This window comes from Prevotella heparinolytica (assembly GCF_002998535.1).
Classification (GTDB): Bacteria; Bacteroidota; Bacteroidia; order Bacteroidales; family Bacteroidaceae; genus Bacteroides; species Bacteroides heparinolyticus.
In genome coordinates, this window is the sequence record NZ_CP027234.1 from 2,132,017 (window position 1) to 2,147,150 (window position 15,134).

Sequence of the window (15,134 nt, forward strand, 5' to 3'; positions counted from 1 at the left end):
TTTCTGTATCAAAATGGTTAGAATTTATTTTAAAGGTTCTCACTCGTTATATACTTTCAAGTTCCAGATTATGCTGTTGAATGTCCCGGCTTCCTTGAGCGGGAACAGAAGCGTACGTACATAATACATCTTCTTTATCTTCTGACTATCGTTTTGCACGAAATCGCGGCGCAGGATGTTGAGTTCTTCCCGCAACTTGCCGTCTACATAAAGCCGTGTCGATTTATTGTCCCCTTCGATGGAAATGGAGACTTTCTCACCCGGCATCACCCGGTAGTTGAAGGTATTGAGATAACCATCGCGCGCAAAGCCCATCATTCCACTTATTGGGTCGGCAAGGTAGAATTCGGCATCGGGCGAGCGGAACAGCACGGCTCCTTTCGACTCTTCGCGTCCTTCCACATCAAAGGAAACACGATAACCGTATCCTATTTCGCGATAAGGGGTGGTAAAGCCCGGTTTCAGTTCGGAGAGTTCGTACACCAATCCTTTCGTCGAACCGATACGCCCCAGCCGGTTTACTCCCGGAGCTTCGCTCAACGCCAGCCTCTTTTCTTCAAAATCATCGTAAGACCAAGAAATGTTTTCGCCCGTCCACATCTTGACAGCCAATGTTTGCAAAGCCGGATACGTGCGATGGTGAATATCTTGCACCGAAATACCGTTCCCCACATGGTCGTTCCATACGGCGAACATGCCCCCAAGCAAATTCGGATGACGTTCCTCTATCTTTACGGAATTGATTTGCGCCGGTGTCCAGCTCTCATACAAGCGCTTCGTATTCAAGTAGTCGTAATAGTATCCGGCAGCAGGTACGATATACGTCAGTCCGTCGGGAATACTGACTAATTTGTAGCCCAAGTCGAGCATCTCAAGCGGATTGGCATAATCATTAGACCAAGCATCCATAACAACATTGTCTACTTTCACCGGGGTGCTGCCTTTGGCATGCGTCAGCGATCCCCAAATAACGGCCTGCTTGCCGAAGCTCTCCACATATCTGATGTAGCGGTCGGTAAAAGCCCTGAACCGTTCCACCACAGCTTTGTCTTTGTTGGAATACTCGTCCGTGCCGATGTGCACCTGCGGTCCTCTGAATACGGGTTGCTCTCCTTCCAGATATTCCTTAAACAGCGCATCCACAAAGGTATAAGTTTCCGGGTTGAACAGGTCGAGATGATCCATGCCATACTCTTTACTGCCGATGGACGGTTTGTACCGGGTAAACGCCAACGCATGCGCGGGCACGTCTATCTCGGGGATGATATTGATGCCCATCTTTCCGGCCTCTTCCTGCAAGGCTATAAATTCCTTTTTGGTGTAGTGCCCGTCTCTTGCGGTCAGCCCCGGATAAGTGTCGCACTCCAAACGGAAAGCGGCATACGTCTTGTTCCAATCGTTTTCAAAGTATTCTTTGAAACCATTATCGTTGAGATGCACCTGCAAAGTGTTCATCTTGTAGTAGGCCATCACTTTGAGGAGGTCTTTTAGATAGGCCATCGGTATGAACTTACGCCCGCAGTCTATCATGAAGCCGCGCACATCATAATCGGGGCGGTCGGTTATCGTGCCTTTGGGCAGCCGATGCTGTCCGTCTTGTTCGGCTATTTGAAGCAGGGTGCGGGTAGCCCAATACAATCCCTTTGCATGCGAAGCAGACACTTCTACGCTTTCGTCAATCCGGATGCGATACCCTTCTTCACCCAAGCCGAGCTTAGATGACAATCGAAAACGAACACAGCCTTTCGTCCCGGCATCGGGCATTATCCTGGGAGCGAAACCGAACATCAGTCCACAATCATCGGCAAACAGCTTCGCCACTTCGGCCACGCCAGGATTGCTTGCATCAAAAGCAAGCCATGTTCGTCCGGTAAAATCAAAATAACCCTTTCCCCCTTTCCATTCTTTCAGTTCGGGGATAGTAAAAGGCTTGGGATTATTCTCTGCCCATGAAGTGGAAAAAGAGAGAAACAAGGCTGCAACAGTTATCAACAATCGGATGTTTTTAAGGGTAATCATGGTATCTCTTATAAATGGTTATGAATATTTTTCGCAAAAGGTTTGCTCATAAGATTATAAGGTGTAAAGATTATAAATCCCCACAAGAAATTATACTTATGGGGATTTAGTTTATATAGTATTAACTATTTATCAATACCCGTCGTTCTGGGTCAGTTGCGGATTCTTGTCACGAGCCGACTGCGGAATGGGCAGATAGCGGTAGTGGGATTTGAAAACTCGCTCTTCAATCAATCGTTCTGCCTTGCTTGCATTGGGATTAATGGTCGCGCGCATCTCGGCGGGAACTGAAGTATCCATGGAAACTGTGCCGGCAACACGCAACCGACAGAGTGAACATAAATAATCAAGCAGTAATACATAAATGTATATTTCATAAAACTTAGCTTGTAAAATATATTATATAAGCCTACAAAGCAAGTTTATTTAACAAACAAAAATTAAGTGGTAATTAATAATTATTAGGATCATTGATTATATAGTAATTTTTCCCTCTTGATAGAAGAATCTGTTTGCTTACAGCAGTATTAACAATATATTTAGGAGTATAAGTACGAGATGAAGTAACTGTTTTTCTTTTCCCATTATAATCGTATTTAATAGTTACAGTTATTACCACTAAGTCATTATTATTATATTCTGTACCCCAATCATAAAATACACTATATCCATATGGTACAGGCTGAGTAGATGGATTAGAAACTTGCCCTATTGATTTTTGTGTTGTTAACACCGACTCTTTTACAATTATTGAACTATCAGAATATATCAAATCTGGATTATCTTCCATTGAAATATCTGAATCTGTGTTAGCTTTACTTTTTTTGCTATAATCAATAATGCTAGCTGTCATTTCATATGAGACTATATAAGGCTTAATATTAGGGTTTATTTCTATATGGTATTCTATAGGTCTTGTTAAGTAAGGAGGGTACAAAGAATAGTCTCCAGAGTAGGTTTTATCAAGTGCAGAATATTGACTTACATAAATAATAGGAGTATCTTTTAATGTCCAAACCCCTAAATACCGATCTTCAGTATTATCGGTAGTCGAAGAGTTAGGGATAATGCTAGATACACTATTGTCTTTAGACATTTTATTATTCATAATATCATAAAAATTCAAAAGCCCGATAGGTGCTGATGCACCTGTAGTAACTGTTAGAGAAGAACCTGTTAAATTCATAGTTCCATGAGAAGTCAAATGTACTTCTTGAGTATCTGTACTCGTTGTAGATCCAAATATAAAATTTAACCCTTTAGAGATAGCAGAAGCATAATCACTTTTCGGAATGTCTGCCAAAGCTCTGAGAATCTTGGAACCAAAGGAGGGTTTCCCACCACTAGCATCATCTGCCTTTTTTGATTTCTCATATAGTTTGTCAACTAATGATTTTGCACCTTTCCCAGCTATAGTAGAGATACCACTAGTTATTCCACTCTCTTTAGACATCGTTTTGACTATTGTTCCCTCTATTGTAGATTCGGTTTTTCCATCAAAAGAAAAAGAGGATAATTGTTTATTGTAAGTTGAAAGAGAAAAATTTATATTTTTATAATCTTTGGTATACGGTACTTCTATTTCAAATCCATTCCAACCAAATTGAAAACCGTTTGAAGGGTCATTTATTGCATTAGAAAGACTAATAAAAGAGTTTTTTCTAGACGAATTATCTGGTAAAGCAATATAATCATTTAAATTAAAGAGAGAGGTAGATGCGCCATTCATGGAAGTAAAGTACCATAAGGCTCCATTTGGACCAAAGAAATCAAATTCATTATAATAGAAAACTTTTAAGAAGCCGGTTAATTGATTATAGAAAAATAGATAGTTAGTTTTAGGTCCATAATTTAATTCTTTAAATGTGTGAAACAGCATAACCCATCCATCTTCTTTTTTAATGTCTTTGGCAAATTCGTCGGTAGTAATAATATTAGCTCCAGCTACCCAAGGAGCTAATATCTTTTGATTGTTAGAAAAAACAATAGTTTCTTGGTGTTCCCAATCATCAATTAAAAGAGGATTAGTCAAAGATTGACCATTAGTAATACCACGCGTTATTACTTGTTGGCTTATATTTTGTTCTAAAAGAACATTGTCACTACATGCAGTAAAGAGTACAATTATCGTACTCAACAAATAATTTCTCATATTTTTCATAATAGGTGTTTTAAAGTTATTTGAATAAGCTCTTTAAATTTAAGAAAGGACAAGAGATAAAGAGCTGTTTATTTTTAATTATCAAACAAATGTAAGTTACAATTATATATCAATAAACAGTTCTTTATCTTTTATAAATCACATTTTATCAATACCCATCATTCTGACTCAATTGCGGATTCTTACTCAATATTGTTAACCGGATTGGCAGATAACGATTATGAGCTTTAAATGTGCGCTCCTCTATAAGACCAAGTTCGGGAGATGCATTCACGTTGATTGTAGCTCGCATTTCAGGAGCTACAGATGTATCCATTGATACCGTTCCGACAACACGATTTAGCTTTCCGTTCATAACCTTTTCTGCCACCATCTTTCCGTCAGATGTTTTCCAACGAACAATATCGGCACGTCTCAATCCCTCACCGGCAAACTCTACGGCACGCTCACGTCGAATAAGCTCGCGCAGTTTCTCTTTTGTAGCATACTTATTCTTATCCACTGCAGGCATACCAGCACGAGCACGAACTTCATCCAAAGCATCATAAACACCGGCAGAAGGTCCGTTCAATTCGTTTTCCGCTTCAGCCAGAGTGAGTAACACCTCTGCATAACGGAATACGATAGGACATGCTTCCGTATCCCAAACACCTGTGGCATTATACTGAGTGATGGGATCTAAATATTTCGCCCATGTCAAAGCTGTTTTTGAGGCATTGTTGGCAGCCAAAGTGTAATTTGCATTTTTCTTTCCTTCTATTTCTTTGTCTAACGTATTGAATACGATTACCGTACCGTCATCTTTAGTAAAGTCACAGCCGGGATAGTAAATGGTCATGCTCATCCGAGGGTCACGGTTGACGTAAGGATGAGTGGGGTCGTAGCCTGAACCGGCTTCACCAGTAGTAAGCCCGGTAGACATTTCATATTCATCCACCAAATTCTGTGTGGGAACGATGGATGACCAACCACCATCGCCATTGTTGTACATCTGTCCAATAGTACCTAACGTTTTCGTGTTAGGTATGTATTGGACAGACAAGATGATTTCTTGAGATCTTTTACCGCTGATGCGGAACAAATTACTGTAATTGCTTTCTAGAGAGTACTGTTTCAGTGCTTTGATTTTCTCGGCACGGTCTTTGGCTGTAGCCCAATCACCATAATACAAAGCCTCGCGCATTCTTAAAGCTAATGCAGCACCTTTGGCAACACGACCAAGAGCAGCAGGCCGATCGTTCAAATCAGGAGTACATTCGTCCAATTCTTTTTCAATAAACGCACGAACTTTGGCTTCGGTGTCACGAGGCACTTTGGCTTCATCGGCAGTCATGTAGTTTTCAATGATGGGTACACCACCATACAGCCAGTTCATTACGAAGTACTGATAAGCACGCAAAAAACGTACTTGGGCAATCAAATCTTTTTTTACTGCTGCATCGTTGAAAGCGATTCCTTCTATATTTCCAAGGAATGTATTGCAACGACGGATAATAGAAAAGTCATAGAAATTTGCTTCTTGATCACTTCCAACGGCAGTGCCGTTGCCATAGGCCGTAAAACCTTCCCAAGGGAAGTTATTGTAGCCAAAGTCGGACATACAATCCAAGTAAAGCAGTGTTTCACCGGACTCCCAACCGTCATAACAGCCTACTACAAACTTTTGTGCATCTTCCTCTGTCTTCCAAGTAGTGGAAGGCGATAGCGCATCATAAGGAGTCGTAGTGAGAAAATCATTGCATGAGGTGGCGCTCAAAGCAACCATTCCTGCCAATATGTAGTTTTTGATACTATTCATAATACATACAGATTTAGATTATTAGAAAGAAAGATTAATACCAAACGCATGAGTACGCAATAACGGATAAGAAGACAGACGCTGGCTGGTGGCTTCCGGGTCGATATTGATTTTCATGCTGTCTATGGTAAACAAGTTTTCTACAGAGTAGTAGATGCGCAGATTCTGCACGCCCAATGAGCCTAACCATTCTTTCGGGAAGGTATAACCCAACTGCAAGTTCTTCAGACGCAGGTAGCTGGTGTTCTGCAACCAGAATGTGGATGGTACGTTTCTTGAACTGCTCGGCGAATTGGTATCGGTGAAGATACGAGGCATCTCTGCATTGTCGGGATTGAATGTCCATGACTTCTTCCAAATGGAAGCCGGATGTCCGGCATCACCGGAGAAAGCACCGTATACTTCGTAAGCATCAAACAAACGTGCTACCTTGGCTGCGCCATTGAACATCAACGAAAGATCGAAGTCTTTGTAGCCGACATTTAGGTTCAAACCGAATGTATATGCCGGTTCGGGGCTGTTGCAATAAACTTTATCGTTCTCGGTCAATTTCCCATCACCGTCCGTATCTGCATATCGAAGGTCGCCGGCTTTGAGTTTGCCGCCACCAAGTTTAGGGCTGTATTTAGCTGTATAGGCATCAGCTTCTTCTTGTGTTCTAAAGAAACCATCTGCTTTATACACGTAATATGCATCAATCTTATCGCCTACATGATTACGCTGGTAATATCCCTTATCCTTATCTATGTGTTGGTCTTTTAATGCTATGTCGCTTGCAAATCCCAAATCCAGAATCTCATTCTTGTTGTAAGTAAAATTGGCAGCAATGCCCCATCTCCAATCACCGGACCTGTCGTTATAGCTTACGTTCACTTCCACACCACTGTTGCGCATAGCTCCCACATTGTCTTTATAAGCGTCCAATGCAAATTCATTGGGAACTGTTACGTCCATGATGATGCCTGTGGTTTTGCGGTTGTAATAGTCGATGGTAGCGTTGATTCTATTATTCAGGAAACCTAAGTCCAGACCGATGCCCCAAGTGGTTGCCTTCTCCCACGAAATGGTGGACAGGCGATATTTCTTCTGATAGTAGCCACCGTTCAACGAACCGTCAAAGGGATAAGTGGCATCCAGGTTGTAAGTGTTTAAAGCCGGATAGTAATCGTCCAAAGCATCCTGATTGCCCAGCATACCCCAAGAGGCGCGAATCTTCAAAGTGCTCAACCAGTTCTGGGCATCTTCCATGAAAGCTTCTTCGCTCATGCGCCATGCGGCAGAGAAAGAGGGGAAATATCCCCAACGGTTGCCTTCGGCAAAGCGTGAAGAGGCGTCCGAACGGATATTAGCCTCCAGCAAATACTTACCCGCATAATCGTAGTTGACGCGGGCAAACCAAGATATCATGGCAAGTTCACGAGTGAAACCCTCGTTCTTCTGAGTGGAGCTGTCGCCGGCATTCATGTCGGTCAGGTCGTTGTTCGGGAAGTTTTTACGAGAGGCTCTCTGTTCTTTGTAGTTATATTTTTCGGTGTGCCAACCTAACAATCCCTTCAGGTTGTGCTGTCCGAAGTTCTTGTCATAATTCAGGAGGACGTCATAATTGGTACGATTCCATTTGTAGAAGCGTTCGTCCAAAGAATTGGGGTCGGACTTCTTGTTTTCGTTGTATTGGATGAACTTCTGAAAATACCGGTAGTTTTGCAGGTTGTGTACGTATGCGCCGCTCATGGTCAGCTTCAGTCCGTCCATGATTTCATAGTCCAATGCAGCCATGCCGGTGAAGTTGTAATTGTCTCTCGTCACCTTCATGCCCGAATCCAGCCATGCGATGGGGCTTCCGTCGGAGATAGTGCCCCAAGTTCCGTTGTCGTTGCGTGCCACAATCCAAGGAGCGATGAGGTTCAACTGGCGAATAATCTGGTCGGAGCTGCCTCCTGCATAGGCAGAACTGGCATCGGTGTACTCGTTTTTGATGAAAGCCAGATTCATGCGTGCGGTGAAGCGCTTGGATAGTTTCATGTCGAGGTTGGTGCGGGCGTTGAATTGTTCGCGTCCGGCGTTGGGAAGAATACCGGTCTGGTTCAGATATCCGATGGACGCCATATAAGAAGCATTTTCGGCACCACCGTTGATGTTTACATTATGGCGGTGCTGAACACCGGTCTTATAGGCCAAATCATACCAATCCGTATTGGGATATTTGGGGTCTGTGCCATCGTAGAATTTTTGAATCTCTTCGTCGGTGAAGCGCTTGGTTTTGCCTTCTGCCGCAAGTACGTCGTTATACATAGAGGCATATTCGGCGGAACTCAGACGATCAATCATATTCGTGGCATTCTGGAAGCTGACATAGCCGCTGTATGATATCTGCGGTTTGCCCGTCTTTCCGCGTTTGGTGGTAATCAGGATAACGCCATTGGAGGCTTTTGAACCGTAAATAGCGGCCGAAGCGGCATCTTTCAGTACGGAGATGCTTTCGATGTCGTTAGGGTCGACGGCATTGAGCGTACCCGATTCCACACCATCTATCAGTATGTAAGGAGAAGCCGTGTTGAGCGTACCCGTACCGCGCACGCGAATGCTACCGTTGTCTTGTCCCGGCGCACCGTTTGTGCCCGTGATGGTGACACCCGGCATCAAGCCTTGCAAACCGTTGGTAAGGTTCTGTATGGGACGGTTCTGAAGTTCTTTGCTATCGACACTGGCCACCGAACCGGAAAGGTTGGCTTTCTTCTGCGTGCCATAGCCCACAACCACTACCTCGTGCAGCATCTCGGTGTCTTCTTTCAGGCGGATGTCATAGTTGCCGGCTGCATTCACCTTGACTTGGCTGTTGGTGTAGCCTATGTAGGAGATAATCAGCGTGGAGCCTGCGGGCACATTCAGCATGTAGCGTCCGTCAAGGTCGGTGATGGCACCGATGGTAGTGCCTTGCACCAACACGTTGGCACCGATGACCGGTTCGCCGGTATCGTCCGAGACGACACCCGTCACCCGCACCTCTTTCTTCTGTTGCCGGGCGGGCTCTTTTTTATTGAAAAGAGTGATTTGCAGGTTGGCAATCTCGAAACCGAGACCTGTGTTCTTCAGCAATTCTGTCACAGCTTTGCTGACGGTGGCCTGCTTCACGTTCATACTGACGGTTTGCTGCAAGTTCACTTGTTCGGCGTCATAGAAAAACGTATAGCCCGACGCTTGTTCAAATCTATTCAGGGCTGTTTGTAGAGATAGGTTAGAGAATTGAATGGAAATCGTTTTTTCAGCTTTTCCTGTCTGTGAAAAGACATTTAGAAAGCTCAATAATAATAGAGAAATTAGTAAGCACAGTTTTTTATTCATAGCTTTGTTTATTAGAAGTTAACTGTTGGGGCCTCTATGCTGGATAAGGAAAAGTTGCGGTTTTCCTTCCTCTCCGGCCCGGGTTAATTTTAAGGTTTTCGTGATGAAGGTACTGTCTGATAAGGATGGTACCTTCTGTTTTTCTTTTTCCGTGTCAACTCATAGGCATCTTGTTATTTTTTAAGATTAAACATTATTGGTCGATAATATCGTTTATTTTGCTTTACCGGCGGTTATCAGCAGTTTGTTGTTCTCATCAAACTGATAGTAAACGGGATTGATACGTGCTATCAGCCTCATGATTTCTTCCAGCGGCTCGTCGCGCAGAGTAAAGGTGTACAGATACTTGTCCGCCAGTTCGGGCGCCAGCTCTATCTCTACGTTGTACCACTTGGACAGGTATCTGGAGATGTATCCCAATGTTTTTTGGTTGAACACAATCTGTTTCTGTGCCCAAAGGCAATCGAAGTTCACATCTCCGCTTTCTATTTGCAGGGTGTTTGTCTGCCTGTCGAAAAGGGCTGTCTCACCCGGGTGCATCTTGCGGTTTTCGCACGAGGTTTCCAGTCCCACAGAACCCTCGATGAGGCTTATCTGCACTTTGCTTTGCTCCTCCATGTTGCGGATGTTGAACTTTGTTCCGTAAACGGTCAGTTTCACCCCGTCCATCTGCACCACAAAGGGATGCCGGGCGTCGTGCGACACTTCAAAGAAGGCCTCTCCGCTCATGCTCACTTCGCGGTTGCCACCGAGTGAGAGACGACGGTAGTTCAGCGAAGTGTTGTTGTGAAGCCATACTTTAGTGCCGTCGGCAAGCAACACTTGCGACTTTCCGTTCAAATTGGCAAACTGCACTTCCTGTGCCGCCATGTTCCGGGCTTCCCGCATCGTATAATAAGCAATGCCTCCCGCTATCACTGCCAATACAATGGAAGCTGCCGCCACGTAGCGCAGAAAGAAAGACATTCCCGACTGCTTCCGGCTTTTACGGTTCTCTGCCGTTATTTTCGTATTATATGCGGAAAGAGCCTCTGCCTTGCGTGCACACCCCTGCATTTTCCTAACGTCTAACCTCTCCCCTCTAACGTCTAACGCCTTCTCCTCGTGCATGCGTGCCTGCAACTTCCGCCAATAATACTCTTTGTCGGGGGTATATGTCCCGGTTTCTTTTTGGATGCCGGCCCATAATCGAGACAGTTGTTCGTAGAGGGCCCGATTCTCCGGCAGAGCAGTCCACTGCTCCAGCTCCCGTGCCTGCTCCTCATTTTCTTTGCGGCTCAGGCAGGCTATTATCAAGTCCCAAGGTATATGTTGCTTCATGTTTTCGTCTTGCTTTTGTTATATATGACACATGAAACGGGAAGAACCCTTACTGCAAGCAGAAAAAATCTCTATAACCTCATTCATGTTCTTCAATCCCCACACTTCATCATCCGTAACTCCACACTTCACCGTCTGCAATCCCACACCTCGTACTCGCCGTACCCTCACGTTGCGATGCATACGGTGCGGAACCTCAAAGAGGAAGAGGTATTTTCTATTCTTCTCTTTTCTGTTCTTTTCTTCTCTTCTCTATTACGCGCGCGAGGGAGAGTATATAGGATAACTCACTAAATTACTGCCTATTATCCCTCTTTTTCGCACTTCCCGAACTGCTTGCCGACTTCAATCCGGCAGACAGTCGGCTGCAAGTCCGTTCGGAAACACTGCCATTCGCTTAACGAAGAAACCAAACAAAAACAGAGTCAATATTTAAGCGCATATCGTTTTAAGAATAGCGCAATTCCTTTTTCAAAAGAAATAAAGAATAGTATCCTTATTCCCACAAATATTAGTATTTTTGCATAACATTGAGATTGTTATGCTTTTTACTGAAACAAAATATTTGGATTACAAGTTCCCAGAGCCGCAATATTTAGAGGCCAAATTTATTCTTCGAGGATGGATTGCACAATTTATTCCTGAAAATAAAAAGAGCATTTTCTCTAATTGAACCTAAAATCAATAATTATTTGAATCAATTTAAAGAGAAATCATTGAAAGAAATTAACTTTACATTCAAAAAGAATAGCTATAAAGCTCTTGCTGATGTAATTTATATTGTAAATAATGCAATAATCATTTCTATGTATATAACTAAATAGTTATCAAAGAGTAGCTCATCGCCTCACCAGACAAATGGAGTTCTCCCCCCTTTTCCTCTATCTACGTGCTTATTGGGCAACATTATGCAATAAATACTTCTTCCGGCACTCTAAACCGTCGATACCCATTGATAGGCGCATCTGATGTATAGATAAATTGATAAAAAAAGGATGTTTGAGCAGATTTTCGCCGACATTCGTTTTCTTCCTCACCGAGGAACGATGCCTTCGACACCGAGGAAGACGTCGTTCCTCGGTGAGGAACCCCTCGTTTCTCGGTGTGGGAGGAGCACCCTCGTCAGAACATGTTTTGAGCAAGGTTCGGAAGCAATGGAGAGAGTGCCGAATGATGTCAAGAATAAATACTTCAGTAAGAGCAGAAAAACAAATCTCGGACAGAAACGGAAACACTTCAAAACAGACAAAAAAATCAGGCGCGGGATTCGCGAAACAACACAGTGCCTGTCAAACGGCATCCGTGAGATCTGCGAAATCCGCGCCTGAAAATAATCATAAAGAGGTGTTCCGGCAACGCCGAAACATCCTCCGAATTCCCTTTAAAGTATGTGCATGCCCTCAAGCACCAGCTTGAGCAGCAGCAACGCGAAGATAACCCACATCGTGACCGATATGTGTTTGAACTTCCCGCTAAACGTCTTGATGATGACATAAGACAGCATACCGAACACGATGCCGTGGGCAATGCTGAACGTAAACGGCATCATCGTGATGGTGAGGAAAGCAGGGAGCGCCTCGCCCATATCGTCGAAATTGATTTTCACGACGGAAGAAATCATGAACAAGCCCACGATGATGAGCGCCGGAGAAGTGGCCGCCGCAGGCACCATCAGGAAGAGCGGAGCCAAGAACAGAGCCAAAGCGAACATCACCGCCGTAGACACGGCTGTCAGTCCGGTGCGTCCACCCGCAGCCACGCCCGATGCACTCTCCACGTAAGAAGTCACCGTACTCGTTCCGGTGATGGCGCCGAAAGTAGTTCCCAACGCATCGGCAAAGAGAGCCTTCTTTATCTGAGGGAAATTACCGTTCTTGTCAATCAGGCCTGCCTTGCTGGCCACGCCCAGCAGCGTGCCGATGGTATCGAACAGGTTGACGAAAAGGAACGTAAAGACGATAATCAGCATATCGAGCGAGAAAATCTTGTCAAAGCTGAATTGCAGGAAGATGGGCGAAATGTCGGGGGGAAGTGAGAAGATGCTTCCTTCGGGCAGGTGCACCAATCCGAAAAGTGCCGCACACGCCGTAGCCACCACGATACCGATGAAGAAAGAACCGTATACATTTCTTATATACAGCACGGCGGTCACCACCAGACCGATAAGCGCCACCCATACATTCTTGTCGGCCATATCGCCCAAAGAAACCATCGTATTCGGGTTGGCAACCACCAATCCCCCGTTTTTCAGGCCAATCAGCGTGATGAACAGCCCGATGCCCACCGGAATAGCCTCTTTGATGGTCTGCGGAATGGTCTGCACAATCAGCTCGCGCACGTTGAACAGGGTCAGCACCAAGAAGATGATACCCTCTATGAAGACGGCCGTCAGTGCCATCTGCCAAGAATATCCCAATCCCAACACCACGGAGAAAGCAAAGAAACTGTTCAACCCCATACCCGGAGCCTGAGCGATGGGAAGATTGGGGATGAAAGCCATGAACAGCGTGCCCAACACACTGGCCACCGCCGTTGCCGTGAAAAGTGCGGCTTTGTCCATGCCCGTCTCGCCCAAGATATTGGGATTCACCACCAGAATGTAGGACATGGTGAGGAATGTGATGACGCCCGCAATCAACTCGGTGCGGACAGTGGTATGATTTTCTTTCAGTTTAAAAAGTTTTTCCAACATAGTCATTCGTTTTAAACAATGGATATTCGATGAGAATTTCGTTTAGAAGTTCCACTTGGCAGCCAGTGTGGGAATGGCATAGAAACGTTTGTGTTGGGAGGCGTTTACGAAGTTATAACTCAACTCCACCTCGCTTCCGACGCTGAAGTTCGGTGTCACGTTATACCATATCTGCGGCTCGGAAAGCAAGATAAGCCTCTTTCCCGATTTTCCGCTCTCGCCCGTGGTGTCCTTATTCTCGCTCCAAAGATCGAGAAAGCCCGAGAGCGTCAGCTTGTTGTTCGCCAGATTGGCATTCCATGTCACCGTCCACTGAATATCATGGCTGTTCTTCTTGAAGGCGTTGAGTTTATAGGCCAGATACGTGCCCATATAGAATTGTCCTAATTGGAAAGGATAAGAAAGACCGGCAAGGTAAGCATTGGGAATGGAGAACCCGAAGTCGGTGTTCCGTACCAGACCGAGACCACCGTTATACTCGATGTGCGGCATCAACGGAAAACCCTTTATTTTAAAGTCGCGGGCTATCTCCATGTAGGCCAGCCCCATATTTCCATCTTTGGCACTGAAATCGAAATCGACAAACATGAAGGTAGAACCCCACTTGTCGGGCTTGAACATCTCGAAAGTGGCAGTCATGAAGTTTACCGGTCCGGCATCATTTCCATACAGGCTGTGACGTGAATCGAAGTGTAACTGCACATTTTGTGCAACAGAGCCGGCTCCTCCGCATACGAGGAACAGACAGGCAAGAAGCATGTTTTTGTAATTCATAAGGCTAAAAAATAAAAAAAAGTAAAATTAAGTGGCGAAGATACAAAAAAAACGTTTCATGAAAGCATTCCCGTGCATCAATTTAGAGCTTTATACCATAAGAATCTGTCAAAACATCAATTCATCTTCCACAGCTTCAGGTCGTACGTCGCTTCCACTTCTTTTTCCATCTTGTCCGGCAGTGCAGGAAAGAAGTCGATGCCCGTAATCCGTTCCACTTGGTCTATCGTATTGACATAGCTGTCCATCGGACGGTTGCCCGACGTGTTTTTGTAAATGAAGCCGATGGCTTTGGGAGGATTGCTTTCAATGCAGAGTATCACCTTGAAGAATGCTTCGGGCACGGTGATAAGGTGTCGCTTCCCTATGGTGCGGTGCTTTTTTTTATAAAGGACAGGCCCACAGACAATGTATATCCTGCCCTCCTCCTGCGCCCAACGACGACAAGCCTCTTCCAGTTCCTTCCAGTCACCCCGGTTCAGGTTATGGTCTTGCGGACAGATATTGGTCATGTAGAAACTTTCCTGCATGGCTCGCCAATGCCAACGATTGTCGCCGGCAGGACACATGTGTCCGCGATCCAGTCCGGCGCCTTTGTAGTCGTCGGTCGTCACCGCCTCGTCGGCAGGCAGGTCGGGGTCGGGCAGGAACTTGCTGCTGCGGCTTTCGCGTTCTATCAGTTTTGCCGGAGTAAGTTCCCAAGCCACCCAATTGGGAATCTTCAAGTCTCTGTTGTAGGACACGGCATATCCCCTCCGGTACAGAATCAGCTCGTCGGCATGTGCCATTTTGCCCGGTATCTCAAGGCGGGGTTCGGATGGGAGTGCCGCCCCCGTATCGGTTGAAGCAAATGCTTTCTTCTTTGCAGGCTCTTCCGTCTTGGAAACAGGAAGTTCCTTTTCTTTCTGTTCTCTCTCTGCAATCAGTCCGGCAACAGGCTCATAGAGCAGACAGACCGCACATATAAAAGCGATGAGGCAGTAGATGCTTTTGGATTGTTTCTTTTTCTTCTTTCGGGCCACGTGGAT

General features: G+C 45.1%; 9 protein-coding genes. All 9 read right to left on the reverse strand.

Features of this window, described 5'->3' with window-relative positions; translation table 11 throughout:
- Positions 1-39: 39 nt before the first annotated feature.
- A complete protein-coding gene (locus C3V43_RS08720; protein WP_106069477.1) occupies positions 40-2,019 on the reverse strand; it encodes a beta-N-acetylhexosaminidase in 1,980 nt (659 codons plus the stop codon).
- A 132-nt stretch (positions 2,020-2,151) separates the two neighbouring features.
- Complete coding sequence (locus C3V43_RS08725; RefSeq protein ID WP_235655829.1) at positions 2,152-2,319, reverse strand: RagB/SusD family nutrient uptake outer membrane protein; 168 nt, start codon at positions 2,317-2,319, stop codon at positions 2,152-2,154.
- A 151-nt stretch (positions 2,320-2,470) separates the two neighbouring features.
- The gene (locus C3V43_RS08730; RefSeq protein WP_106069478.1) at positions 2,471-4,180 is read right to left on the reverse strand and encodes a hypothetical protein; all 1,710 of its coding nucleotides are present in this window, start codon (positions 4,178-4,180) and stop codon (positions 2,471-2,473) included.
- Positions 4,181-4,328: 148 nt separating this feature from the next.
- Positions 4,329-5,978, reverse strand: a complete 1,650-nt coding sequence (locus tag C3V43_RS08735; protein WP_106069479.1) for a RagB/SusD family nutrient uptake outer membrane protein — start codon at positions 5,976-5,978, stop codon at positions 4,329-4,331.
- A gap of 21 nt (positions 5,979-5,999) precedes the next feature.
- On the reverse strand, positions 6,000-9,320 hold the full coding sequence (locus C3V43_RS08740) for a TonB-dependent receptor (protein ID WP_106069480.1): 3,321 nt from the start codon (positions 9,318-9,320) through the stop codon (positions 6,000-6,002).
- Positions 9,321-9,533: 213 nt separating this feature from the next.
- On the reverse strand, positions 9,534-10,640 hold the full coding sequence (locus C3V43_RS08745) for a FecR family protein (RefSeq protein ID WP_106069481.1): 1,107 nt from the start codon (positions 10,638-10,640) through the stop codon (positions 9,534-9,536).
- Positions 10,641-12,021: 1,381 nt separating this feature from the next.
- Positions 12,022-13,332: an NCS2 family permease gene (locus C3V43_RS08750; protein WP_106041145.1), complete on the reverse strand. Its 1,311-nt coding sequence runs from the start codon at positions 13,330-13,332 to the stop codon at positions 12,022-12,024.
- A 42-nt stretch (positions 13,333-13,374) separates the two neighbouring features.
- The gene (locus tag C3V43_RS08755) at positions 13,375-14,106 is read right to left on the reverse strand and encodes a DUF5020 family protein (RefSeq protein ID WP_205729957.1); all 732 of its coding nucleotides are present in this window, start codon (positions 14,104-14,106) and stop codon (positions 13,375-13,377) included.
- A 116-nt stretch (positions 14,107-14,222) separates the two neighbouring features.
- On the reverse strand, positions 14,223-15,128 hold the full coding sequence (locus C3V43_RS08760) for a DNA/RNA non-specific endonuclease (RefSeq protein ID WP_394336031.1): 906 nt from the start codon (positions 15,126-15,128) through the stop codon (positions 14,223-14,225).
- Between the last annotated feature and the right edge of the window lie 6 nt (positions 15,129-15,134).

Bases quoted from the DNA above. Each gene is read 5' to 3' on its own strand.
- C3V43_RS08740 (WP_106069480.1), bottom strand. From the start codon at position 9,320: ATGAATAAAAAACTGTGCTTACTAATTTCTCTATTATTATTGAGCTTT.
- C3V43_RS08745 (WP_106069481.1), bottom strand. From the start codon at position 10,640: ATGAAGCAACATATACCTTGGGACTTGATAATAGCCTGCCTGAGCCGC.
- C3V43_RS08725 (WP_235655829.1), bottom strand. From the start codon at position 2,319: ATGGATACTTCAGTTCCCGCCGAGATGCGCGCGACCATTAATCCCAAT.
- C3V43_RS08730 (WP_106069478.1), bottom strand. From the start codon at position 4,180: ATGAAAAATATGAGAAATTATTTGTTGAGTACGATAATTGTACTCTTT.
- C3V43_RS08735 (WP_106069479.1), bottom strand. From the start codon at position 5,978: ATGAATAGTATCAAAAACTACATATTGGCAGGAATGGTTGCTTTGAGC.
- C3V43_RS08750 (WP_106041145.1), bottom strand. From the start codon at position 13,332: ATGTTGGAAAAACTTTTTAAACTGAAAGAAAATCATACCACTGTCCGC.
- C3V43_RS08755 (WP_205729957.1), bottom strand. From the start codon at position 14,106: ATGAATTACAAAAACATGCTTCTTGCCTGTCTGTTCCTCGTATGCGGA.
- C3V43_RS08720 (WP_106069477.1), bottom strand. From the start codon at position 2,019: ATGATTACCCTTAAAAACATCCGATTGTTGATAACTGTTGCAGCCTTG.